Consider the following 22,376-nt stretch of genomic DNA (forward strand, 5'->3'; position numbering starts at 1 on the left):
ATTCAACGCATCAGATAACGGACGAGTAGAAGCGGCAGGCGCAGCATGAAGCCGATGAACAGGCGGGTATGCATCCAGGTCAGCAGCGTGTTGTCTCGCAGGTATTTGAAATGCGAGACGCCGCCTTCCTCAGCGGACAGGTAGCGCACCGGCGCATCGATATTGCGCGGATAGACGCCGGCCCAGCACAGGCGGACGACCGCCTCGGGGTCGAAATCGAAACGGCGCATGAAGCGATTGCCGCGCATGATCTTCATCAGCGGCCCGATGGGATAGACGCGAAAACCATACAGCGAATCGCCAATGCCCATCCACAGGGTCTCCAGATTGGCCCAGCCGTTAGACACCTTGCGCCCATTGACGCGCAGGGCCGGCGCTTCGGGCCCGAACACCGGCTTGCCGAGGACCATCTTCTGCGGCTCAGCCTGCGAGGCAGCCATGAAGGTCGGGATCAGGTCAGCCGGGTGCTGGCCGTCGGAATCCATGGTCAGTGCGTGGGTGAACCCGAGGGCCGCCGCCTGCGTGATGCCTTCGAGCACCGCCGCGCCTTTGCCGCGGTTCTGCGGCAGGACGATGACCTTCAGCCCCTCGTCCTGCGCCGCCAGCGCCTGTAGCTGCTCAGCCGTGCCGTCGGTGCTGCCATCGACCACCACCCACACCGGAGCCCACTGCGCACGCGCCGCGCGTACCGTTTCCAGCACATTGAGACCGGGGTTGTAGCTGGGAATCAGGACGAGATGCGTGGTCGAAGCGGGATTCATGGATTTCTGTGGTCAGGCGGCGACTGCTGCGGTGCACACCGGATTTTGGGCAAATTCCGCACGGTAATAGGCTTCCAGTTCCTGGGTGAAAGCCTCGATGTCGGTCGGCGGAGCGAAGCGCTGGCCGAGGCGGATGCGGCTGGTCAGCGGCAGACAGGGGCGACGGAAGAGCGGCCAGGCCTTGCCGAGATAGGGCGTCGAAAACTCGATCAGCAAGGTCTGTACTGGCGCCTTGGCCCGGCTGGCGATCAGGCCGACACTGTTCATGCACGGATCGAGCGGGAAATCGCTGGTTCGCGTGCCTTCGGGAAAGATCACCAGCTTGGCCCCGCGCTGCAGTTCCTCGCGCGCCGAGAGGATCATTTCGAGTGGCGCGTTGTTGCGGATATAGCGCGCCAGGCGGGCGGCGGCGCCGAACAGGATGTTATCGAGCAAGGCCGCCTTCATGACGCAAACGGCATCGGGAAAGCGCGACAGGATCATCACCGCGTCGAGCAGGGACGGGTGGTTGGCGGCCAGAATCATCGGCCCCTGGTCGCGCAGCCGGTCGAGTTCGCCAAGATCGAACCGACAGGCACAGAAAATTTCGAGAAAGCGCAGGTAGAAGCGAAAGCCACCCATGATCATGCGGCGGCCGATGGGCTGCCCGATGCGTCGAGGCAACAGCGGGTGCAGGAGCATGGCAAAAGGCAGCCAGAACAGACAGATGATCGCCAGGGCCGACAACCCGACCACCATGGCGATCTGTTCGTAAAAGGCCCACAGCGGATTGACCGCGCGGCGGGCCTCAGTCATCGACTTTCACACGCGTCGACGACTCGCCGAGGATCCAGGATATGGCGATACCACCGGCCACATAATTCTTGTCGCGCACCAGCGGGCTGTCTTCGAAGGTGGAACCGCTCAGGTTGTCGTAGCGCAGGAAGGCGCCGACCCAGAACGACGGGAAACGCTTCGAGACGGAAGCCAGGTACTGCATGCCGGCATAACCTGCCTTGGCCTCGTAGGCCGGGCGAGCGGCCGTCGCATACTGCGGCGCCACCGAGTAGAAATAGGCGTGCTGGCGCTTGTCGCCGAACAGCGGGCCGGCAAGCAGGCCGAGATTCCAGCCGTTCAGGCCGGGCAGGTCGGTGATGTCCATGTTCAGCTTGGGGTGGAAGACCCAGCCGATGTCCTTCGGCGAGCTATCGACCGTGAAGGCGGCGCGTAGCGGCATCAGCAGCTTGACGAAGCGGGCGCGGCTGTCGGAGCGCCACAGCGTCACATCGAGTTGCGGGCCGATCTCGAAGGTCGGATCGAGGTCGGGCATGCCGCTACGGGCATTGATATCCTTGCTCGATGCCGGCGGCGAGAGGGCAGCCGAAACGGTCAGGTCGAGCCGGTCGGTATCGAAAATCTGGCCGCGCACACCATGCCGGTCAGCCTTCAGGAAATCGCCGTGATAGGTGAAGTAGGGCACGGGCATGACAAAATTGTTCGTCTGGTCCGAGCCGCGATACGCCGGGAAGCTCAATGCCGCAGCACCGGCGCCGATTTCCCACAGCGGTTTATCCTCGGCCGCCTGAATGGCGCCGGCCATCCCCATGCCGACCAGCAGACCGGCCACCATGCGTCGTGCGAATTGGATTTTCCCGGACATCATCAACTCCCCAGCGACTGCGAGGCCATGGCCTCGATTTCCACCAGCAGGTCGGCACGGCAAATGTCGGCCTGGACGTAAACGGCTTCCGCACCACCGATCAAGGGCGCCAAGGCCGCGCGAACGGCAGCGAAATCGCCGGCGTGGCGGATATAGATGCGGTAGGACAATTCGGGCATGGCATAGGCCGAGCCGCGTGCGGCGCGATTGGCCTCACCGACCACGGCGGCGATATTGGCCATGGCTTCGGTCGTTTGCGCGGCCACGTCGCCGAGATGCACGGTCCGGTGACCGACGATGCTGGCCGTACCGGAAATGAACAGGATTTCCTGCCCCGGCGGATAGACCAGGGCGGCACGCGAGAAGGTCGGGCTGCGCGGACCATATTCGCTCGGATAGTTGTAGGCGCTGACCTGGCGCGGATTCTCGACCGGCACGGCCGGCGTCTTGCCGGCCATGAAGGCGATCGACACCGGGCCACCGCTCACACCGAGCGCACAAGCCGCCGGCACATTGCCGGTGGTGCCGCGATGGTAGGCGAGGAAGGCATCCTGCCGGCCGATGTTGAACTGGCGATAACGCTCCAGCCCGTCGCTCTCCTCGTTGATCGCGGCCAGGTAATTCCAGACGCGCCACAACTGCGGCAGGCCCTGCGCATCGAGCAGGCGGAAGATGCGGTCGTAGGCTTCCTCGCTTGCCGCCTGCAGGGCGGTCTTGCCGGGAACGCCGGCGAAGCGGGCTTCCTCCACTTCGATGACGCCGAACAAGACGTCTCCGGCCCGCCGCCAGTTCACTTCCTCGCTGAGGCCAGCCACGACCGGGCCGGCGCACAACCAGGTTTCGTGCAGCACTGCTGCGGTGCACCCGAGCAAAGGGGCAAAAATTCCCTGCACCGGCCAGCCCGGCGCAACGACAGCTTGTGCCTGACCGAGGCGGGCGCCCCCAAGTTCGCCGCCGGTTTCACGTGAAACCGCGGCCGGCGAGGAAACGTATTGCAACGTCACTATGCGTTATAGACGACGGCTTCGTCGACCTTGCGAATGTTGAACTTGCGCCGTTTCCAACCCATGAAGGCACGCTTGGGCTGGATCAGGTTGGCGAAGTAATAAAGCCCTTTGAAAATCCAGATCGAACGCCAGATCGGCGTCTTGCCGAAAATGTCACCCGCCAGCACGGAAAGCAGGGCTTCCTTCACGCGGAAGATGTTCTTCGGGTACATGAAGAAATCGCGCATGATCGGATTGGTCACGCGGTAGATGAACCACGAGAATTCCTTCGGACCGTGCTTCATCAACTGATCGAAACGCTTCAGGGCGGCGGGCGCTTTGGCCGGGTCCTTCAGGCAGGCGTCGATGGCTTCGGCGGCCAGGACCCCGCTGTTCATGGCGAGCAGCACACCGGATGAAAACACCGGGTCGATAAAGGCGTAAGCATCGCCCAGCATCACGTAGTTGGCACCATGGCAGCGCTCGGAAACATAGGAGAAGTTGCCGGTGGCCTCGACCTCGGTCATCAGCTCGGCATCTTTCAGGCGCATGGCCAGAGCCGGGCACATGGCGATGCCGTCCATCAGGAATTCCTTCAGGCTACGGTCGCCCTTGGTCTTCATGTAATACGGCCAGGTCACCATGCCGATGCTGGTGGTGTCGTTCATCATCGGGATGAACCAGAACCAGCCATGTTCGAACCAGAAGATGGTGATGTTGCCTTCGGCCATTCCATCATGGCGCTTGGCGTGGGCGAAATGGCCGTAAACCGCCGAGCTGTTGTGCTTGGGGTTGCGGTGTTTGATCTGGAACTTGTTGGACAGGAAGGTATCGCGGCCCGAAGCATCGACCAGGAAACGGGCATGCCACTCGCTCTCGTGGCCGTCATCGTGCATGGCGCGCACGGCCACCGAGTTGTCGGGCAGGAAATCCACTGTCTTGGCACGACAGCCTTCATGCACCTCGACGCCCTTTTTCTCGGCGTTGCGGATCAGGATTTCATCGAACTCGGCACGCTTGACCTGGTAGGCGGTCGGCATCGACTTGTCCCAGGCTTCGGCAAAGTTGAAGACCTGGGTGTGCTCGTGGTGCGGCGAGACGAACTCGGCGCCCGGCTTGACCATGCCGATGGCCTTGACCTGCTCGGCGATGCCCATGCGCTCGAAGAGCGGCAGGTTGGCCGGCAGCAGCGACTCGCCGATATGAAAACGCGGGTGATGGGCCTTTTCCAGGATCACCACCTTGTAGCCTTGTTCCGCCAGCAGCGGTGCTACCGTCGTTCCGGCCGGGCCGCCGCCGATGACCAGAACGTCGCATTCGCGGCGTTCGACCCCACCCTGTCCCTGTGCTTGCTGTTCCATCGGTTCTACCCCAATCGCTTCTCTGTGGCGGCGAAAATTCTTATTTTCCGGTGTAAGTCATGCTGCCCACGGTTTCGGAATGGCCTTCGATCTTGCTGACCGTTCCGCCCTTGGACCAATAAACGTAATAGGGGCCGAAACTCGACCACCAGTAGCGCCAGTACGGACCGTCCAGACGCGGGTTTTCGTTGGTCTGCGGATGGCCGACCGACATGATGACCTGTTCCTTGGTCATGCCCTTGCTCAACTGCCCCTTGGCAATGGCATTGCGCACGGCCGGCGAAAACTTGGCAATCTTGACCTTCGGATCGTCGAGCACGACGAGCTTGTTCACCCACTGCTCGGTCGTTTCCTCGGCTCGCCCATAGTCGTGCCCCAGGCGCATCGCCTTGCCGTCGACCTCGACATAGGCGCGATAGCCGTCGATCTTCTTGACCTTGATTGGCGTACCGACCGGCACGAAGGGCAATTGGGCGAGGTTGGAATCGCTGATCCAGTCGCCGTTATAGTGCAGATTGCAGCAAGCGTAGCCGGATCGAATGACGCTTTCCTTGCGACTTTCGGCCGCCGGCGCACCGGTCTCGGGCTTGCTGTCGGAACTCTTGCAGGCGGAAAGCGAGACGACAACGGCCACTGCTGCGGTGCACAGCGCCAAATGCCGAAAAACCGTTTTCTGCTTCATGCCGGTTCCCCCAAGAAACCCAACTCGAAGCGCGGGATTATACCGCCGCCTGCGCAGCCGGCGGAGTGCAACAAGCCGTTCCTTCATAGACCACCGGAATGATCATCTTGGCCGCTTCGCGGCGGGTCAGCTTGACCGGCGACATGGAGACAATATTGTCGATCTGCAGGTCGGTAGACAACTGTGGCTTGAGGCCGAGCGGCTGGCGCGGATGCAGCTTGAACTCGCGCTTGGCTTTTTCCAGTTGTTCCTTGTTGGCGCTGAAATAACGGGCGGCAGCGATGGTTTCCGGCAGATGCTTCAATACGTGCCAGAGGCTCCAGCGGTGCTGCCACAAACGCTTGGCGAAGCGGCGGCGATAGCCCTTGCTGTCGTAGAAGCGTTTGACGTGCCAGTTGTACAGCGCGTCCATTTCCTCCCGGGTCTCGAAACCTTCCGGCTTGTAGACGAAATTCAGGCAGTTCATCAGACGCCAGTCTTCGATGAAATCGCCCTTGGGATCGTTCACGCATTCGTCCCAGATCGGCGCGCCGTGCAGCGGGCTGAACTTGGTCATGTTCATTTCATCCAGCCCAAGAGAGAGGATGAAATCGCTGGTGGTCCGCACCGTATCCGGCGTTTCGCCCGGCATGCCGAAGATGAACAGGCCCTTGGCGCGCAGTCCGGCCGCGTGGATCGATTTCACCGTGTCGCGCACGGCATCCAGCGTCACGCCGGCCTTGTGGCGGTCCATCATCTCGGGATCGGCCGATTCGATACCGAGCGACACCATCAGTGCCCCGGCTTTTTTCAGCTTGTGCAACATCTCGTCCGACGTATGCCCGGCGCGGATGGCGCAGTTGAATTGCATGCCCAGCGGCTTTTCGATCAACAGTTCGCACAGATCGAGCACGCGCTGCTTCTTGGCCGTGAACAAGTCGTCGTACATGTTGATGTGGTAGACGCCGAACTTGTCCCGCAAATACTTCATGTGATCGTAGATGTATTGCGGCGAATTGGTCTTGTACAGGCGCTCGAACACCGTGCGGTCGCAGAAGGAACAGGTGTAGGGACAACCGCGCGAGGTGATCATCGTCGCCCCATGCCGCATTTCGTAGGCGAAGAGCGGCAGATGGTAAGCGTGTGGAAAGCCGGCGAGCTTTTCGTAGGCGGGGAAGGGCAGTTCGTCGAGGTCGAGGATACGGTCGCGGCGGGGATTGACGATGATGCGACCGCTCTCGTTGCGCCAGATCAGGTTGCCGATTTCGGCGAGCGGCTTGCCGTCGGCCAACTCCAGCATGGCGCCTTCACCTTCGCCCATGACCAGGTAATCGATTTCCGGGAATTTTTCGAGAATCGGCGCACCGAGCGACGAGACATGCACGTTGCCGAAGACGATCTTGATCTCCGGTCGCCGCTCGCGGATATAGGCAGCAATCTCGAAGGCATCCATGAAGCCGGAAGTCGTCGCCGAAAAACCAACCATTTCGGGATCAGTGGCCAACACAATCTCGGCATTTTCCGCGGTCGTCGGCGGGGCGTAGGGACCGAGACAATCATGCAGTTGCACGCTGTGCCCAAATTTTTCCAGCCAGGAGGCCAGCTGCATGATGCCGATGGGCGGCATACGGTTAGCCAGCACGGAAAAATCCGGCTGTCCCGGCACAAAGTTGAAACCCGCTGGGTGAACAAGCGTGATGCGCATGGATGCTTCCTCGAACGAAGTGGGCGATTTTATTTGAAAACGTGCGAAGGCATCAGTTCCAATGATCAGAGCATTTTGGCCGTATCCCAGGCAAAGCGCAGAATCAGAACGCCGACGACAAGCAGAAAGACCTTGCGGATTACGCCATTGCCGTATTTCAGTGCCAACCAGGTTCCCGCCTGCGAACCGCTGAGATTGGCGATGGCCATGCCAACCGCCAGCCAGGGCAACAAATGACCATTGGGAATGAAATAGGCAAGTGCCGCGAAATTGGTCACCACATTGACCACCTTGGCCGATGCCGAAGCATGCAGGAAATCGAAACCAAAAAAGCGGACAAACAGAAAGATCAGGAAACTGCCCGTTCCCGGACCGAAAAAGCCATCGTAGAAACCGATAACGGCGCCAAGCACGAATGCCCAGAACAATTCGTGATGGCCAGCGAGCAATGGCTGGTGTTCCTGCCCGAAATTTTTCTTTTTCAGCGTGTACACCGCAGCAAAGATCAGCAGAAAAAGAATCAGTGGCCGGATCGATTCCTTAGGCAGCCAGGCGACAGCGGCTGCACCGAGATAAGAGAATAGCAGGGCACCGAAGGTTGCCGGCAGGATACTGCGCCAAGGCATAACCACCCGCCGCGCGTAGCGCCAGGTGGCATTGGCCGTACCGACGATGCTGGCGAATTTGTTGGTACCGAACAAGGTTGCCGCCGATTGTTCAGGATGTAGCGCGAACAGGGCAGGGATCTGGATCAGTCCACCACCGCCAACGACAGCGTCAACGCCACCGGCAATGAAAGAAGCCAGAAACATCAGCCACAGGGTTTCATTCAGCAGTTCCAGAATTTTTCCTTCAAATGCGCGAAGTCGAAGCGGTTCAGTATTAAGTAAACAGCTGTATATACAGCTACTACGTTAACAAACTCAGCAACAAGTCTGTGGATAACAAAAATTTAAACAATAAATTCATTAACTTGTAACGAAAAATAGCCTCTTGGGAAGCCTCGGAGTTGCCTGTGGATGAATTCTTGACGATTTATCCACAGGTCAGGAATTCAGCAATGATCCACATTCCACGGACAGCTTGTGCACAGGCTTGTGTACAGGCGGATTTTTACTGTGAGCAGGCAAAACAGGGTTTATTTGCCGATGCAGAAACGGCTGAAAATGACGCCGAGCAGGTCGTCGGCGGTGAATTCGCCGGTGATTTCACCCAGAGCATGCTGGGCCAGACGCAACTCTTCGGCGAAGAGTTCCAGCGCCGGCATGATGCCTTCAACTACTTGGCGGGCCGTGGTGATGTATTCCTGCGCCAAGGCGAGGGCGCGCAGATGGCGCTCGCGGGCGATGAAGACGTCTTCCGCCTGATGCCAGCCGGCGATGCGCAGCAATTCCTGACGCAGCAGATCGATGCCCTGGTTGGCTTTGGCCGATAGCGAAATGGCGATGCCATCGCTTTCTTCATGCCGTTCCGGCGCACGGCCGGCAAGGTCGATCTTGTTATAGACATTGATGCGCTGCAGGCGCTCAGGCAGGCGGGCGAGAATCTCGCGGTCGGCCTCGCCGATGCCAGATTGGGCATCGACCAGCAGCAACACGACGTCACTGCGCTCGATTTCCTTCCAGCTGCGCTCGATCCCGATACGCTCCACCTCGTCCTCGGTTTCGCGCAGGCCGGCAGTATCGATAATGTGCAGCGGAATGCCTTCAATCTGGATGGTCGAGCGCAAGGCATCGCGCGTGGTTCCGGCAATGGGCGTGACGATGGCCAGTTCGTCGCCGGTCAGGCGATTGAGCAGCGAGGATTTACCGACGTTGGGTTGGCCAACCAGGACGACGTGCAGGCCGGATTGCAGCAGTTTGCCTTGTCCGGCGCGGTCGAAGATTTCGGCCAGTTTCAGTTGCAGTTTTTCCAGCCGGCCGAAAGCATTGGCCGCCTGCAGAAAGTCGATGTCTTCCTCGGGAAAATCGAGCGTGGCTTCGACCAGCATGCGCAGGTTGATCAGTTCGTCGTTCAACTCACCGATGGCGCGTGAAAACTCGCCTTGCAGCGAACGCACCGCGGAACGTGCGGCGCTGGCTGTAGCTGCGTCGATCAGATCGGCAACGGCTTCGGCCTGGGCCAGATCCATCTTGCCGTTCAGGAAGGCGCGGCGGCTGAATTCGCCGGGTTCGGCCAGGCGGGCGCCGAGATCGAGGCAACGGGCCAGCAGTATCTGCATGACGACCGGGCCGCCATGGCCCTGCAACTCGATGACGTCTTCGCCGGTGAAGGAATTAGGCCCCGGGAAAAACAGCAGAATTCCGGTGTCCACCGCAGCACCCTGGGCATCCTTGAAGTCGGCAAGGGTGGCGTAACGCGGTTTCGGCGTCTTGCCGGTCAGTGCAAAAGCAAAGGGCAGCAAATTGCTGCCCGAGACGCGGATGACGCCGACACCACCGCGGCCGGGGGCCGTGGCGATGGCGGCGATGGTGTCCTGCTTCACACTTTAGGCTTTCGCATCGTTGGCAGCCTTGCCGCCAGCTTCGATCATGCGGGTGATCTGCCACTGCTGGGCAATGGACAGGACGTTGTTCACGACCCAGTAGAGCACCAGACCGGCCGGGAACCAGAAGAACATCACACCGAAGACGAGCGGCATCATCATCATGACCTTGGCCTGGATCGGGTCCGGCGGGGTCGGATTCAGCTTGGTCTGGATGAACATCGAAACCATCATGATGACCGGCAGGATGAAGTAGGGATCGGCCGAGGCCAAGTCCTTGATCCACAGAATCCACGGTGCATCGCGCATTTCGACGGCGCCGAGCAGTACCCAGTAGAGGGCGATGAAGACCGGAATCTGCACCAGGATCGGCAGGCAGCCGCCGAGCGGGTTGATCTTCTCGGTCTGGTACAGCTTCATCATTTCCTGGTTCAGGCGCTGCTTGTCGTCGGCGTAGCGTTCCTTCAACTGCATCAGGCGCGGTGTAACCGTGCGCATCTTGGCCATCGACTTGTAGGAAGCGGCAGACAAGGGGTAGAACACGGCCTTGATGGCGATGGTCAGTACGACGATGGCCCAGCCCCAGTTGCCAACCAGCGAATGGATGGCTTGCAGCGCCCAGAAGATCGGCGCGGCAACGACGGTCAGCCAGCCGTAATCGACCACCAGATCGAGTCCGGTAGCAACCTGCTTCAGGGCCGACTGTTCCTGCGGACCGGCATACAGGGTGACGGCCATTTCCGCCTTGGCGCCCGGGGCAATTTCGGCGACCGGAACGATCAGACCAGCCTGGAAGACATTGCCGTTTTCCAGCTTGCGCATGTAGTACTCGCGCTGGGTCTTGTCCTGCGGTACCCAGGCGGCAACGAAGTAGTGCTGGACCATGGCCAGCCAGCCGTTGTCCGAAGCCTTGGCGAACTTGGCCTTGTTATCGGCGATGGCGCTGAAATCGATCTTCTGGAATTTTTCGGCTTCGGTGTACACAGCCGGGCCGGTGAAGGTGGAAACCATCTTGGTTTCGCCGGCCGGGGTCACGTCGTCGCGCTGCAACTGGAAATAAGCATGCGGAGCGATGGCCTTGTCACTGCCGTTGGCAATTTCCCAGGCAACATCGACCACGTAGGAGCCGCGCTTCAAGGTCAGTATCTTGGCAACCTTGATACCGGTTGCCGTAACAGTTTCCAGGCGAACCTTGAGTTCGTTAGCACCATCGGCCAATTCGGTCGGGCCGGCAACGCGCTTGAAGATGCTGCGGTGGGTCGGCAGACCTTCGCCGATCAAACCGCTTTGGGCGGCGTACTTATGCTTTTCGTCAAAGAGGACGAAGGTCTTTTCCTTGTCCTCGTGATCCTTGTACTTGAGCAGTTCCAGCTTGACCAGATCGCCACCCTGGGAAGACACGGTGGCCTTGACCAGATCGGTGGTGATGGTGAAGGTTTCTGCGGTGGCAACGGCTGGAACGTCAGCGTTCGGTGTAGCGGTGGCGGCACCGGCTTGCAGGGTGGCCGAGGGTTTCGGCGCGTCGGAAGCGACCGTGGCGGCAGCTTGTTCACCAGCAACCGGCTTCGGTTGGTTGTACTTCTGCCAGTTCTCCCACAGCATGAAGCTGGAGAAGGTGAAGATCATTACCAGGACGAGGCGTCGAGTATCCATGAATGGCCTACGAAAATTGTCTTGAATCAGGGTACGGGATCATACCCGCCTGGATGCCACGGGTGACAGCGGCAAATGCGTTTGACGCCAAGCCAGCCGCCCTTCAGGGCACCATGTTTCTGTACTGCCTCCACCGTATATTCCGAACAACTCGGAAAATAGCGGCAGCGTCGCCCGAGGAAAGGGCTGATCGCATATTGGTAGATGCGAACCAGTCCGATCAACAGACGCTTCATTTCTCCTCCCGCCTGGGCTTCGGCCGTGACAGCTTGCCGAGCAGGATCAGGAAATCTTCCGCCAATGCCTTGCCGTCCAGCGGTGCCGGCCGTGCGGCTAGGCGCACAACCAGATCGCAGAGCGGTAACTCATGGCGATGCAGACGAAACTGCTCACGCACGATCCGTTTCACCTTGTTGCGGTGCACGGCCCGTTTGAGCAATTTTTTGCCGACTACCAGACCAAGTCTGGCCGAAAGGCTGTCGGCAGGTCGCGGCTGGTAATGCAACATCAGCCACTTGCCGCGAATCGCCCGCTTGAAACCAAAAACGGATGAAAATTCATCCGTTTTGGTAAGTCGATATCGTCTGGCGAAGGTTTGTTCCACCCCGCCGGGTATCCTATATTAGACGGCCAGACGCTTGCGGCCCTTGGCGCGGCGAGCAGCAAGAACTGCACGGCCACCCTTGGTGCGCGAACGAACCAGGAAGCCATGGGTGCGCTTGCGGCGCACGACCGACGGTTGATACGTGCGTTTCATGTCGTAATCCCTTGATGTGCTAAGAAAAACGCGCGATTAGACCGCGTTTACCCACGCCCTGTCAACCTGATTTATTTCTGCAAGCTGTGGATAACTTTTCCGGAGGCGGGTAGAATCGCATCTCGATTCGCGCCTTCGCGGCAATCCAGGATCGAGAAAATTCCACTTTAAATCAGATAACTAATTCTTCCGGAAACAACGATGTTTTCCGGACGACGAAGGAGTGAGATCGTCGATGGCCGGATTTTGGGAATCCTGTTTGCAGCGTTTTGAGCAGGAATTGCCCGCGCAGCAGTTCAATACGTGGATCAAGCCACTTCGACTCGAAGGCGAAAGCGCCGCGCTCGAGGAAGGCTTGCGTCTGATTGCGCCGAATGGATTCATTCTTAAGTGGGTGCGCGATCGCTACCTGTCGCGTATCGAGGATTACAGCCGTAGCTTTTTCTCCGGCCCGGTCAGCATCGCCCTGGTGATTGGCGCCGGCAAGACACCGGCCAAGGTTGCCGCCAGTGTGGCCAGTGACAGCGGAGTGAACTCCCAGGAAAAGCCGGTTGCCGAAAAGCCGGCCGCCAAGCCGCGCAGCAAGGTCAGCGGCAATTACGAGAAATCCCGGCTGTTCCCGTCCTTCACCTTCGACAACCTCGTCGTCGGCAAGGCCAACGACCTGGCCCGTGCCGCTGCCGTTCAGGTCGCCAACAATCCGGGCGGTGCCTATAACCCGCTGTTCATCTATGGTGGTGCTGGCCTCGGCAAGACCCACTTGATCCACGCCATCGGCAATGCCATCGTCGCCGAAAATCCGGACAAGGTCGTGCGCTACGTGCACGCGGAAGACTATTACTCCGACGTGGTGCGTGCCTACCAGCAGAAATCGTTCGACAGTTTCAAGCGTACCTATCGTTCGCTCGACGTGCTGCTGCTCGACGACGTGCAGTTCTTCAATGGCAAGAACCGTTCACAGGAGGAGTTCTTCTTCCTGTTCAACGCGTTGATCGAAGCGCGCAAGCAGATCATCATCACCTGCGATACCTATCCGAAGGACATCAACGGTCTGGACGACCGTCTGGTCACCCGGTTCGACTGGGGCCTGACCGTGCAGATAGAGCCGCCCGAACTGGAAATGCGCGTCGCCATTCTGAAGAAGAAGGCCGAAGCCGAGGGCATCCAGCTCGACGACGAAGTGGCTTTCTTCATCGCCAAGCATTTGCGCTCCAATGTGCGCGAACTGGAAGGTGCACTTAAGAAGGTGCTGGCCTATTCCTCCTTCCACGGTCGCATCATTGCCCTCGACCTGGCCAAGGAAGCCTTGAAGGACGTCATCGGCTCGGTGCGCAATGTCGGCATCGACAATATTCAGAAGACCGTTTCCGACTATTACAAGATCAAGGTTGCCGAACTGTTCTCGAAGAAGCGCACCCGCAACATCGCCCGGCCGCGCCAGGTGGCGATGTGGCTGTGCCGCGAAGTCACCTCGCACAGTTTCCCGGAAATCGGCGACGCTTTCGGTGGACGCGATCACACCACGGTCATCCATGCCGTGAAGACCATCGATTCCCTGCGCAGCAAGGACAACGAACTCAATCACGACCTGCACGTGCTACTTCAGGTGTTGAAGGGTTGAGCATGTCGATAAGTCTGTGGAAAAGCTGTCCAGCATATGTGGAGCATCTGCTTCAAGCCGGAATGTGGGAAAATTGTCCAGATTTCATCCACAGGCAATCAAGAGCTTTTCCAAGAGCCGTTTTTTCGCAGCAACTACCTGTTTAATAGAGCGTTTTTAAGGTTATCAACAGAACTGTTCCGGATATAGTCAACAAAGGAATTTGATATATGGTTCTTATTAAAACCCAAAGGGACACCCTCCTGGCGCCGCTGCAGTCTGTGTCCGGGATCGTCGAACGTCGCCATACGCTGCCCATCCTGTCCAATGTGCTGCTCGAGAAGAAGGGCGACCATCTGACCCTGTTGGCGACCGATATCGAAATTCAGATCACTACGGCGACCGAAGGTGCCGGCGGTGAGGGTGACGGTGCCGTCACCGTCGGTGCCCGCAAGCTGCAGGACATCCTGCGTTCGCTGTCGGACAGCACCGAAGTCAGCCTCGTGCTCGAAGACAAGCGCCTGCAAGTGCGCGCGGGCAAGAGCCGCTTCAGCCTGCAGACCCTGCCGGCCGACGACTTCCCGCGTATGACGCTGGCCGAGGGCGACACCAAGCAGTTTCAGATCACCCAGAAGGCTTTCCGCCAGCTGCTGGCCAAGACCCAGTACTCGATGGCGACGCAGGACGTGCGCTACTACCTGAACGGCCTGCTGCTCCAGGTCGATGGCAAGGAACTGCGTGCCGTCGCTACCGACGGTCACCGTCTGGCCTTCGCCAGTGTCGAGATCGAAACCGATCTGCCGCGCCAGGAAATGATCCTGCCGCGAAAGACCGTGCTCGAACTGAACCGCCTGTTGGCCGATAACGACGAAGCGCTGAACATCACGCTGACCCCGAACCAGGTGCGCTTCGCCTTCGGGTCCGTCGTTCTGGTCTCCAAGCTGATCGACGGCAAGTTCCCGGATTACGAGCGCGTCATTCCGCCCGTTCTGAAGAATCACATGAAGGTCGGCCGTCAGACCCTGATGCAGGCCATGCAGCGTGCCGCCATTCTGACCAACGAGAAGTTCCGCGGTGTACGCGTCGTTTTGGGCGAAAACAGCCTGAAGCTGATGGCGGCCAACGCCGAACAGGAAGAAGCGCAGGAAGAAATCGAGGTCGATTACACCGGTGATGTCATCGATGTCGGCTTCAACGTCGGCTATCTACTCGACGTGCTGAACAACCTGCATTCCGATGAAGTGCAGTGGAGCTTCAACGATGCCAATTCCAGCGCATTGATCACCGTCCCCGGCAACGACCGCTTCAAGTACGTCGTGATGCCGATGCGCATCTGATTTTCCGAGCAGTAACCGAGGAAAGGGCCTGTCCGTCCGGTCAGGCCTTTTGCAGTTTCACGTGGAACCAAAACAATGAGTGAAGAGAACGTCCCGCAAAGCGCCGCGCCGGCCTATGGCGAATCCAGCATCCAGATCCTCGAGGGCCTGGAAGCCGTGCGCAAGCGTCCCGGCATGTATATCGGCGACACCTCCGACGGCACCGGTCTGCACCATCTGGTCTTCGAAGTCGTCGATAACTCGATCGACGAGGCGCTGGCCGGCCATTGCGACGACATCATCGTCACCATCCACCCGGACAACTCGATTTCCGTCATCGACAACGGTCGCGGCATCCCGACCGGCGTCAAGATGGACGACAAGCACGAACCCAAGCGTTCGGCCGCTGAAATCGCGCTGACCGAGCTGCACGCCGGCGGCAAGTTCAACCAGAACTCCTACAAGGTTTCCGGCGGTCTGCACGGCGTCGGCGTTTCCTGCGTCAATGCGCTGTCCAAGTGGCTGCGCCTGACCATCCGCCGCGATGGCAAGAAACATTTCATGGAATTCAACCGTGGCGTGCCGGTCGATCGCGTGCTTGAAAACCGCGACGGCTTCGAGATTTCCCCGTTGAAAATCCTCGGCGACACCGAAAAGCGCGGCACCGAAGTGCACTTCCTGGCCGATGAGGAAATTTTTGGCCATGTCGAGTTCCATTACGAAATCCTGGCCAAGCGCCTGCGTGAACTGTCCTTCCTGAACAATGGCGTGTCGATCAAGCTGGTCGATCAGCGTTCCGGCAAGGAAGAACTGTTCGCCTTCGCCGGCGGTGTGCAAAGCTTCGTTGAGTACATCAACCGTACCAAGTCGGTCCTGCACCCGAAGATTTTCTACTCTTCCGGCGAGGCAAAGGTGGGCGGCGATGGCGTGACCATCGGTGTTGAAGTCGCCATGCAGTGGAACGACTCCTACCAGGAACAGGTTCTCTGCTTCACCAACAACATTCCGCAGTCGGATGGCGGTACGCACCTGACCGGTTTGCGCGCAGCGATGACCCGTGTCATCAACAAGTACATCGAAGAAAACGAGATCGCCAAGAAGGCCAAGGTCGAGATTTCCGGCGATGACATGCGCGAAGGCCTGGCCTGCGTGCTGTCCGTGAAGATGCCGGACCCGAAGTTCGCTTCGCAGACGAAGATGAAGCTGGTGTCGTCGGAAGCCCGTCCGGCCGTCGAGGAAGTCGTGGCCCAGAAGTTGGCCGACTTCCTGCTGGAAAACCCGGTCGATGCCAAGACCATCTGCGGCAAGATCGTCGAAGCCTCGCGGGCTCGTGAAGCGGCCCGTCGCGCCCGCGAAATGACCCGTCGCAAGGGCGTGCTGGACGGCATCGGTCTGCCCGGAAAACTGGCCGACTGCCAGGAGAAAGATCCGGCACAGTGTGAAATCTACATCGTCGAGGGTGACTCCGCCGGCGGCTCCGCCAAGCAGGGCCGCGACCGCAAATTTCAGGCAATCCTGCCGCTGCGCGGCAAGGTGCTGAACGTCGAGAAAGCGCGCTTCGACAAGCTGATTTCCTCCGAGCAGATCGTCACGCTGATCACTGCGCTCGGTACGGGCATCGGCAAGGACGACTTCAACGTCGAAAAGCTGCGCTACCACCGCATCATCATCATGACCGATGCGGACGTTGACGGCGCCCACATCCGCACCCTGCTGCTGACTTTGCTCTATCGCCAGATGCCGCAGCTGATCGAACGCGGTTACGTCTATATCGCCCAGCCGCCGTTGTACAAGGTCAAGCATGGCAAGACCGAGCGTTACCTGAAGGACGACCAGGAATACAACCAGTTCCTGCTCAACATGGCGCTCGACGAGGCCGTGTTGACGCCGCGTGCGGGCGCTGACGCAATCAGCGGTCCGGCCCTGGAAAACCTGGCTCGTTCCTGGCTGGCTACAGAGGCCGTGATCGAGCGCCTGTCGCACTTGATCAACCCGGATGTTCTGCACGCCATTGTCCGCCACAACCTGAAACTCGACCTGTCGAGCGAGGCCGTAGCCCGTGACAGTGCCGAACTAGTTGGTCAATTCGTTAATCACGGTACACGAATCGTTCCCAAGTTCGACGACATTCAAGAGCGCTGGATTCTGCGCATTGAGCGCATGCACCACGGCAACCTGAAGGTCGGCCTGATCGACGAGGATTTGCTGCTGTCCGGCGACTACCTGCAGATCAAGCGTATGGCCGAAACGCTGGGCGACCTGTTCGGTGCCGGTGCCATCATCGCCCGCGGCGAGAAGAAGCAGGTGATCGGCAATTTCGGCGATGCCATGAAGTGGCTGCTCAGTGAGGTCGAACGTGGTATCAGCAAGCAGCGCTACAAAGGCTTGGGCGAAATGAACCCGGAACAACTCTGGGAAACGACCATGGACCCGACGGTGCGCCGCCTGCTGCGTGTGCAGATCGACGACGCCATCGCTGCCGACGAAATCTTCACCACGCTGATGGGCGAAGATGTCGAACCACGGCGCGAGTTCATCGAAACCAACGCGCTCAATGCGCGCATCGATATCTGATAGCCAGGCTTTAAGGAGCAGAGCGATATGAAACACCTTGCAACCTTGTTCGGCGCGCTGTTCTTTGCCGCTGGCGCCAGCCATGCTGCCGATCCGGTCAAGATCGACATCTATCTCGATGGAAAACTGCAGCAGCAGGCGACCCTGAAGGGACCGAACTCGGTCTACAAGTTCTGGCTCGATGAGGATCCGGGGACCATTCTCGAACTGCAACTGGTGGCTCCGGAGCCGATCATCGTCGACTTGAAGGAAACCGCTACCGGCCGTGCGGCACCGAACGCGCTGGGCCGCGCCAAGCTGGTTGGCCGTGGCGGGCAGTTTGCCGTTTCCGAACTCAAGGGTGAAAGCTTCAAGCATCCCTATGTTCTGGTTCGCCCGGAGTAACCGATCGGCGCCCGAATTAGTGAAAGCCCCTGCGGGGGCTTTTTTATTTCGTGTGTATTAACGATGTCTTGTCCCGAGCGGGCCAACGGGACGCAATCAAGCCACTCACTACCTGAAACCGGATGTGTAGAATCCGGGAATAAACTGGCAAAATAATAAAATCGCTATTTTTTGACTTTCCCGTTACTGTTGGGCGGACAAAGTCATGATTCATCGGAAGAGGTCAGACAGTGCGAGTGATACAGGAAGTCGTAAACAGCATTTCAGGGCTCAGCACTGCATTGGGCAAATTGAAAGCGGCCGATCCGGAAATGCTGCTGGTTTTTGGCGATGTCTCTTATTTCTCCGATGCGACATTGCATGATGCCGTACGCGCGACTTTCCCGGCATCGATTGCCATCGGTTGTTCCACTGCCGGCGAAATAACGGCGCACGGAGTGGATAACGGAACCCTGACGTTGACGGCAGTTCACTTCGACGATGTACCGTTGCGGCAAGCCTCGATTCAACTTCCCAACATGAGTGCTTCGTTTGAAGTCGGCGAGAGTTTGGCGAAGGAGCTCAATGCCCCAGACCTCAAGGCGATACTGTTGTTTGGTCCGGGGACCCAGATTAACGGGAGTGCTCTGGTTCGTGGGGTTGCCGGCGTCGTCGGCGAAAAGGTCGTGATCTGCGGTGGTCTGGCGGGCGATGGCGGTGCCTTCAAACAAACCTTTACCCTTGGCCGCGATGGTGTCGGCGATCGTAGTGTGGTTGCTGTCGGCATGTATGGTGACCGACTGTCGATCGGGCATGGCTCATTTGGAGGTTGGGAGCCGTTTGGCCCGGCCCGCCGCGTAACCCGCAGCGAAGGAAACATCCTCTACGAACTGGATGGGGAGCCGGCACTGGCTGTTTACAAGCGCTACTTGGGCGAACACGCCAAAGGCTTGCCCGCATCCGGTTTATTGTTTCCATTTGCCATGTTGACCGATGACCATCAGGCCAACGGCCTGATTCGTACGATTCTCGGTGTCGATGAGGCCACAGGAAGCCTGACCCTGGCGGGTGAAGTCCAGCAGGATGGCTATCTGAAACTGATGCATGCCAGTACCGACAAGCTGGTTGATGGTGCCGAGAATGCTGCGGAAGCTGCCGCTTCGATGCTGGAAACGGGCGCGGCATCGCTCGCTGTATTGGTCAGTTGCGTCGGAAGAAAACTGGTCATGGGGCAGCGAGTCGATGAAGAGGTCGAGGCCGTTGTCGATGTCCTCGGCAAACACACGGTGCTGTCGGGTTTCTACAGCTATGGTGAAATCAGCCCATTTGCCCCGGAAGGTGCTTGCCGGCTCCATAACCAGACAATGACCATCAGTTGCCTATCCGAAGATTGAGTAAGCTTGCTCAGGGCTAACCCATGAAAAAGGTTCTCCTCAGACAACTACGTCGCTCCATGGGGATTGACGATGAGGAGTCTTTGGCCGCATTTCTGCAGAAACTTCAGGCTACCAACCACTCCACCGATCCGGAAATATCCCGTTGTCTGTCGGGTCTGGGCGATTTTCTGGCCCGGGTTGACGAAACCTATGATCAGTTCGATCGTGACCTGGATCTGAAGACACGTAGCCTCGATCTGTCTTCCCAGGAACTGTCAGCGGCGAACGACAAGCTAAGGTGTGATTTGCAGGAGCGTCAGGGTGCGCTGCACGCTTTGCGCGAGGCGGTGAGGGAATTGCTGCCAGACCATGTCTCGGATACGGCCATTGCACAGGAAGACTTGTCTGCGCTGTCACAAAGACTGACCGAGCTGGTAGCGAGCAATGCCAGTAGCCAGCGGGAACTGGCGAATCAGAAGTTCGCCCTCGACCAGCATGCGATCGTCAGCATGACCGATGCCAGTGGCAGGATCACCTATGCCAACGATCGCTTCTGCGAGATCAGCGGCTATGCACGTGACGAGTTGCTTGGACAGATGCATCGGGTGGTCAAGTCCGGTAACCATCCGCCGGAATTCTATGAGGAGATGTGGTCGACAATTTCCGGCGGCCAGGTCTGGCACGGAGAGGTCTGCAACCGCAAGCGCTCCGGGGAGCTTTACTGGGTGAGTGCCACGATCGTTCCCATGTTGGACGAGCACGGCATTCCACAGCAATACATCGCTATCCGTACCGACATCACGGATCGGAAGCTGATGGAAAATCAGGTCAACGACCAGTTGCATCTGGTCGAGGAGCTGATTGAGGCCATTCCTCTGCCGGTCTACCTGAAAGATACTCAGGGACGATATCTGCGCCTGAACCGCGCCTTTGAACTCTTCTTCGATACCCAGCGCGAGCGTTTCATCGGAAAAACGCTGCACGATTTGCTATCGCAGGAAGATGCTGCGGTGCACATCGAAAAAGATAAAGAATTGTTCCTTCACGGCGGGGTCCAGTCCTACGAGACTGTCGTGCATAGCCGCGATGGTCGTCGCCACGACGCGATTTATCGCAAGGCCGTCCTGACGCGACGGGATGGCTCGATACAGGCCTTGCTCGGGGTGATCATCGACATTACCGAGCGCAAGCGGGCCGAAGCGGAAGTCATGCTGGCCAGGGATGCAGCCGAGGCGGCGAGTCGGGCGAAAAGCGAGTTTCTGGCCAACATGAGCCATGAAATCCGCACGCCGATGAACGGGGTGATCGGCATGACGGATCTGGCGCTGGATACCGAACTGAGCGACGAGCAGCGGGAATACCTGATGATCGTCAAATCGTCCGCCGATTCGCTGCTGACCATCATCAACGACATTCTCGATTTCTCGAAGATCGAGGCAGGGAAGCTGCAGATCGAGAAAATTTCGTACGACTTGCATCGGGTTGTTGCCGATACCTTGAAGACGGTCGTGCTCAAGGCCCACGAAAAGGGCCTGGAACTGATTTTCGAGATTTTGCCCGGGGTGCCGAACTATGTGCTGGGTGATCCGGGACGCCTGCGCCAGGTACTGACCAACCTCGTGGGCAATGCGATCAAATTCACCGAACGCGGGGAAGTTTCGGTACGTGTGTCGCTGCTTTCCGAAACGAAAAATACGGCGGAACTGCATTTCACGGTGGCCGATACGGGAATTGGCATTGCCCAGGATAAGCAGGGCCAGATATTCGAAGCTTTTTCCCAGGAAGATACCTCGACGACCCGTCGCTACGGTGGAACCGGCCTCGGTCTGTCGATTTCCCGTCGACTGGTTGAGTTGATGGACGGCCGTATGTGGCTGGAGAGCGAGGTTGGCAAGGGAAGTCTCTTTTATTTCTCGATGCGGCTCGATATCGACCAGTTCCCCCAGACTGCACATCAGGACCCCTTCGTCGACCTGCATGGGCGGCGTATCCTGGTTGTCGATGACAATGAAACCAACCGCCGGGTGCTGGGCGGCATGCTGGCCACCTGGGAAATCGAGGCGGTGCTGGCTGATGGAGCCGAGAGCGCATGGCAGATACTTGCGGCAGGTGAGCAAGTTTTTGATGGGATCATTCTCGATGCCCACATGCCGGAGGTTGATGGCTACGAATTGGCCCAGTGGATCAATAGCCGCTTGGATGATCCGCCGCCAATGCTGATGCTTTCGTCCGGTGCGTTGCGCGGGGACGCCGAACGCTGCAGGGCGATCGGCATTCATGGCTTTTTCGCCAAACCGATTTCTTCGGAAGAACTGGTTGCTGCCCTGTGCCGCATCTTCGGCCTGGAGAAGAAGGTCAGGGAGGCGGCCTCGACGCCCGTGGTGACACGTCATTCCGTCAACGAACTGCAACGTTCGCTGCATATCCTGCTGGTCGAGGATCATCCGGTCAATCAGAAACTGGCCATCGGCTTGCTGGAGAAGTGGGGACACCGAGTCACCCTAGCCAGTGACGGTCGGGAATGCATCAATCTGATTCCTGCCCGCAGGTTCGATCTGGTCTTGATGGACATGCAGATGCCGGTCATGGGCGGGGTGGAGTCGACGCTGTGGATCCGTCGCCGCGAGAGGGAAGAGGGCCTGCCCAGGTTGCCGATCATCGCCATGACGGCGGCCGCGATGCAGGGGGATCGGGAGACCTGCCTTGCGGCCGGTATGGACGACTACATTTCCAAACCGATCAAGGCCGCCGTACTCTTTGAAAAACTGCAGAGTTTTGGTGCCGAAATTGAAATGCTCGAAACCTTGCCCGAGGATTTCGATTACGCGAGAGCGCTCTTGGATGCCGATCGCGAAACCGTGGAGATCATCTCCCCGGTGTTCATCGAAACCTGGCCGATCGATCTCGGCAAACTGCACGAGGGACTGGCGCAAGAAGACTCGGGCTTGATCGAGCGTACGGCACATAATCTGCGGGCTGCGCTGGCCACGTTTCACGCCATGCCGGCATCGCGTATCGCGGCGGATATCGAACGACGGGCCAATATTCAACGTGTGGACGGCCTGTCTCTGGAAATTGAATCGCTGGCCAGTGAAGTGAGTAACCTGATCAAGGTATTGAAGCGTTTGGATTGAAGGCA

General features: G+C 58.9%; 19 protein-coding genes. 6 read left to right on the plus strand and 13 right to left on the minus strand.

The window, feature by feature from the left end:
- Positions 1 to 2 precede the first annotated feature (2 nt).
- The 13 genes from WIF35_RS11790 to rpmH form a co-directional block, all read right to left on the minus strand.
- Positions 3 to 761 (minus strand): glycosyltransferase family 2 protein, encoded by a 759-nt coding sequence (locus WIF35_RS11790; protein ID WP_412478409.1) that lies wholly within the window; start codon positions 759 to 761, stop codon positions 3 to 5.
- Between the two features lie 12 nt (positions 762 to 773).
- Entirely contained in the window at positions 774 to 1,556 is a 783-nt protein-coding gene (locus WIF35_RS11795) for a lysophospholipid acyltransferase family protein (protein WP_412478410.1), read from the minus strand.
- Positions 1,549 to 2,400, minus strand: a complete 852-nt coding sequence (locus tag WIF35_RS11800; RefSeq protein WP_412478411.1) for a MipA/OmpV family protein — start codon at positions 2,398 to 2,400, stop codon at positions 1,549 to 1,551. Before WIF35_RS11800 ends, WIF35_RS11795 begins: the two co-directional genes overlap by 8 nt.
- A 2-nt stretch (positions 2,401 to 2,402) precedes the next feature.
- The gene (locus WIF35_RS11805; RefSeq protein WP_412478412.1) at positions 2,403 to 3,404 is read right to left on the minus strand and encodes a hypothetical protein; all 1,002 of its coding nucleotides are present in this window, start codon (positions 3,402 to 3,404) and stop codon (positions 2,403 to 2,405) included.
- Positions 3,404 to 4,747, minus strand: a complete 1,344-nt coding sequence (locus tag WIF35_RS11810; RefSeq protein WP_412478413.1) for an NAD(P)/FAD-dependent oxidoreductase — start codon at positions 4,745 to 4,747, stop codon at positions 3,404 to 3,406. The genes WIF35_RS11805 and WIF35_RS11810 overlap by 1 nt, the downstream gene beginning before the upstream one ends.
- A 40-nt stretch (positions 4,748 to 4,787) precedes the next feature.
- Positions 4,788 to 5,429, minus strand: coding sequence for a hypothetical protein (locus WIF35_RS11815; RefSeq protein ID WP_412478414.1), 642 nt, complete (start codon positions 5,427 to 5,429; stop codon positions 4,788 to 4,790).
- A 37-nt stretch (positions 5,430 to 5,466) separates the two neighbouring features.
- Positions 5,467 to 7,113 (minus strand): B12-binding domain-containing radical SAM protein, encoded by a 1,647-nt coding sequence (locus WIF35_RS11820; RefSeq protein ID WP_412478415.1) that lies wholly within the window; start codon positions 7,111 to 7,113, stop codon positions 5,467 to 5,469.
- Between the two features lie 65 nt (positions 7,114 to 7,178).
- Positions 7,179 to 7,925: a sulfite exporter TauE/SafE family protein gene (locus WIF35_RS11825; RefSeq protein ID WP_412478416.1), complete on the minus strand. Its 747-nt coding sequence runs from the start codon at positions 7,923 to 7,925 to the stop codon at positions 7,179 to 7,181.
- Positions 7,926 to 8,251: 326 nt separating this feature from the next.
- Entirely contained in the window at positions 8,252 to 9,598 is a 1,347-nt protein-coding gene (gene mnmE / locus WIF35_RS11830) for a tRNA uridine-5-carboxymethylaminomethyl(34) synthesis GTPase MnmE (protein ID WP_412478417.1), read from the minus strand.
- A gap of 3 nt (positions 9,599 to 9,601) precedes the next feature.
- A complete protein-coding gene (yidC, locus tag WIF35_RS11835) occupies positions 9,602 to 11,251 on the minus strand; it encodes a membrane protein insertase YidC (protein WP_412478418.1) in 1,650 nt (549 codons plus the stop codon).
- A 26-nt stretch (positions 11,252 to 11,277) separates the two neighbouring features.
- Entirely contained in the window at positions 11,278 to 11,487 is a 210-nt protein-coding gene (gene yidD, locus WIF35_RS11840; RefSeq protein ID WP_412478419.1) for a membrane protein insertion efficiency factor YidD, read from the minus strand.
- A complete protein-coding gene (gene rnpA / locus WIF35_RS11845; RefSeq protein WP_412478420.1) occupies positions 11,484 to 11,855 on the minus strand; it encodes a ribonuclease P protein component in 372 nt (123 codons plus the stop codon). Before rnpA ends, yidD begins: the two co-directional genes overlap by 4 nt.
- 18 nt (positions 11,856 to 11,873) lie before the next feature.
- Positions 11,874 to 12,008 (minus strand): 50S ribosomal protein L34, encoded by a 135-nt coding sequence (gene rpmH / locus WIF35_RS11850; RefSeq protein ID WP_027457001.1) that lies wholly within the window; start codon positions 12,006 to 12,008, stop codon positions 11,874 to 11,876.
- Between the two features lie 235 nt (positions 12,009 to 12,243).
- Between rpmH and dnaA the strand changes: the two genes are divergently transcribed.
- The 6 genes from dnaA (at position 12,244) to WIF35_RS11880 (ending at position 22,371) form a co-directional block, all read left to right on the plus strand.
- Complete coding sequence (dnaA, locus tag WIF35_RS11855) at positions 12,244 to 13,629, plus strand: chromosomal replication initiator protein DnaA (protein WP_412478421.1); 1,386 nt, start codon at positions 12,244 to 12,246, stop codon at positions 13,627 to 13,629.
- A 209-nt stretch (positions 13,630 to 13,838) separates the two neighbouring features.
- On the plus strand, positions 13,839 to 14,945 hold the full coding sequence (gene dnaN / locus WIF35_RS11860; RefSeq protein WP_412478422.1) for a DNA polymerase III subunit beta: 1,107 nt from the start codon (positions 13,839 to 13,841) through the stop codon (positions 14,943 to 14,945).
- A gap of 75 nt (positions 14,946 to 15,020) precedes the next feature.
- Entirely contained in the window at positions 15,021 to 17,498 is a 2,478-nt protein-coding gene (gyrB, locus tag WIF35_RS11865) for a DNA topoisomerase (ATP-hydrolyzing) subunit B (RefSeq protein ID WP_412478423.1), read from the plus strand.
- A 27-nt stretch (positions 17,499 to 17,525) separates the two neighbouring features.
- Complete coding sequence (locus WIF35_RS11870) at positions 17,526 to 17,882, plus strand: hypothetical protein (RefSeq protein WP_412478424.1); 357 nt, start codon at positions 17,526 to 17,528, stop codon at positions 17,880 to 17,882.
- Positions 17,883 to 18,118: 236 nt separating this feature from the next.
- Complete coding sequence (locus WIF35_RS11875) at positions 18,119 to 19,255, plus strand: FIST signal transduction protein (RefSeq protein ID WP_412478425.1); 1,137 nt, start codon at positions 18,119 to 18,121, stop codon at positions 19,253 to 19,255.
- Between the two features lie 23 nt (positions 19,256 to 19,278).
- Positions 19,279 to 22,371: a response regulator gene (locus WIF35_RS11880; RefSeq protein WP_412478426.1), complete on the plus strand. Its 3,093-nt coding sequence runs from the start codon at positions 19,279 to 19,281 to the stop codon at positions 22,369 to 22,371.
- Positions 22,372 to 22,376 lie beyond the last annotated feature (5 nt).

It is taken from the genome of Azonexus sp. IMCC34839 (assembly GCF_047047955.1).
GTDB lineage: Bacteria > Pseudomonadota > Gammaproteobacteria > Burkholderiales > Rhodocyclaceae > Azonexus.

Coding starts and splice junctions, on each gene's coding strand:
- WIF35_RS11790 (WP_412478409.1), bottom strand. CDS start 761: ATGAATCCCGCTTCGACCACGCATCTCGTCCTGATTCCCAGCTACAAC.
- WIF35_RS11795 (WP_412478410.1), bottom strand. CDS start 1,556: ATGACTGAGGCCCGCCGCGCGGTCAATCCGCTGTGGGCCTTTTACGAA.
- WIF35_RS11800 (WP_412478411.1), bottom strand. CDS start 2,400: ATGTCCGGGAAAATCCAATTCGCACGACGCATGGTGGCCGGTCTGCTG.
- WIF35_RS11810 (WP_412478413.1), bottom strand. CDS start 4,747: ATGGAACAGCAAGCACAGGGACAGGGTGGGGTCGAACGCCGCGAATGC.
- WIF35_RS11815 (WP_412478414.1), bottom strand. CDS start 5,429: ATGAAGCAGAAAACGGTTTTTCGGCATTTGGCGCTGTGCACCGCAGCA.
- WIF35_RS11820 (WP_412478415.1), bottom strand. CDS start 7,113: ATGCGCATCACGCTTGTTCACCCAGCGGGTTTCAACTTTGTGCCGGGA.
- WIF35_RS11825 (WP_412478416.1), bottom strand. CDS start 7,925: ATGTTTCTGGCTTCTTTCATTGCCGGTGGCGTTGACGCTGTCGTTGGC.
- yidC (WP_412478418.1), bottom strand. CDS start 11,251: ATGGATACTCGACGCCTCGTCCTGGTAATGATCTTCACCTTCTCCAGC.
- yidD (WP_412478419.1), bottom strand. CDS start 11,487: ATGAAGCGTCTGTTGATCGGACTGGTTCGCATCTACCAATATGCGATC.
- rpmH (WP_027457001.1), bottom strand. CDS start 12,008: ATGAAACGCACGTATCAACCGTCGGTCGTGCGCCGCAAGCGCACCCAT.
- dnaA (WP_412478421.1), top strand. CDS start 12,244: ATGGCCGGATTTTGGGAATCCTGTTTGCAGCGTTTTGAGCAGGAATTG.
- dnaN (WP_412478422.1), top strand. CDS start 13,839: ATGGTTCTTATTAAAACCCAAAGGGACACCCTCCTGGCGCCGCTGCAG.
- gyrB (WP_412478423.1), top strand. CDS start 15,021: ATGAGTGAAGAGAACGTCCCGCAAAGCGCCGCGCCGGCCTATGGCGAA.
- WIF35_RS11870 (WP_412478424.1), top strand. CDS start 17,526: ATGAAACACCTTGCAACCTTGTTCGGCGCGCTGTTCTTTGCCGCTGGC.
- WIF35_RS11880 (WP_412478426.1), top strand. CDS start 19,279: ATGAAAAAGGTTCTCCTCAGACAACTACGTCGCTCCATGGGGATTGAC.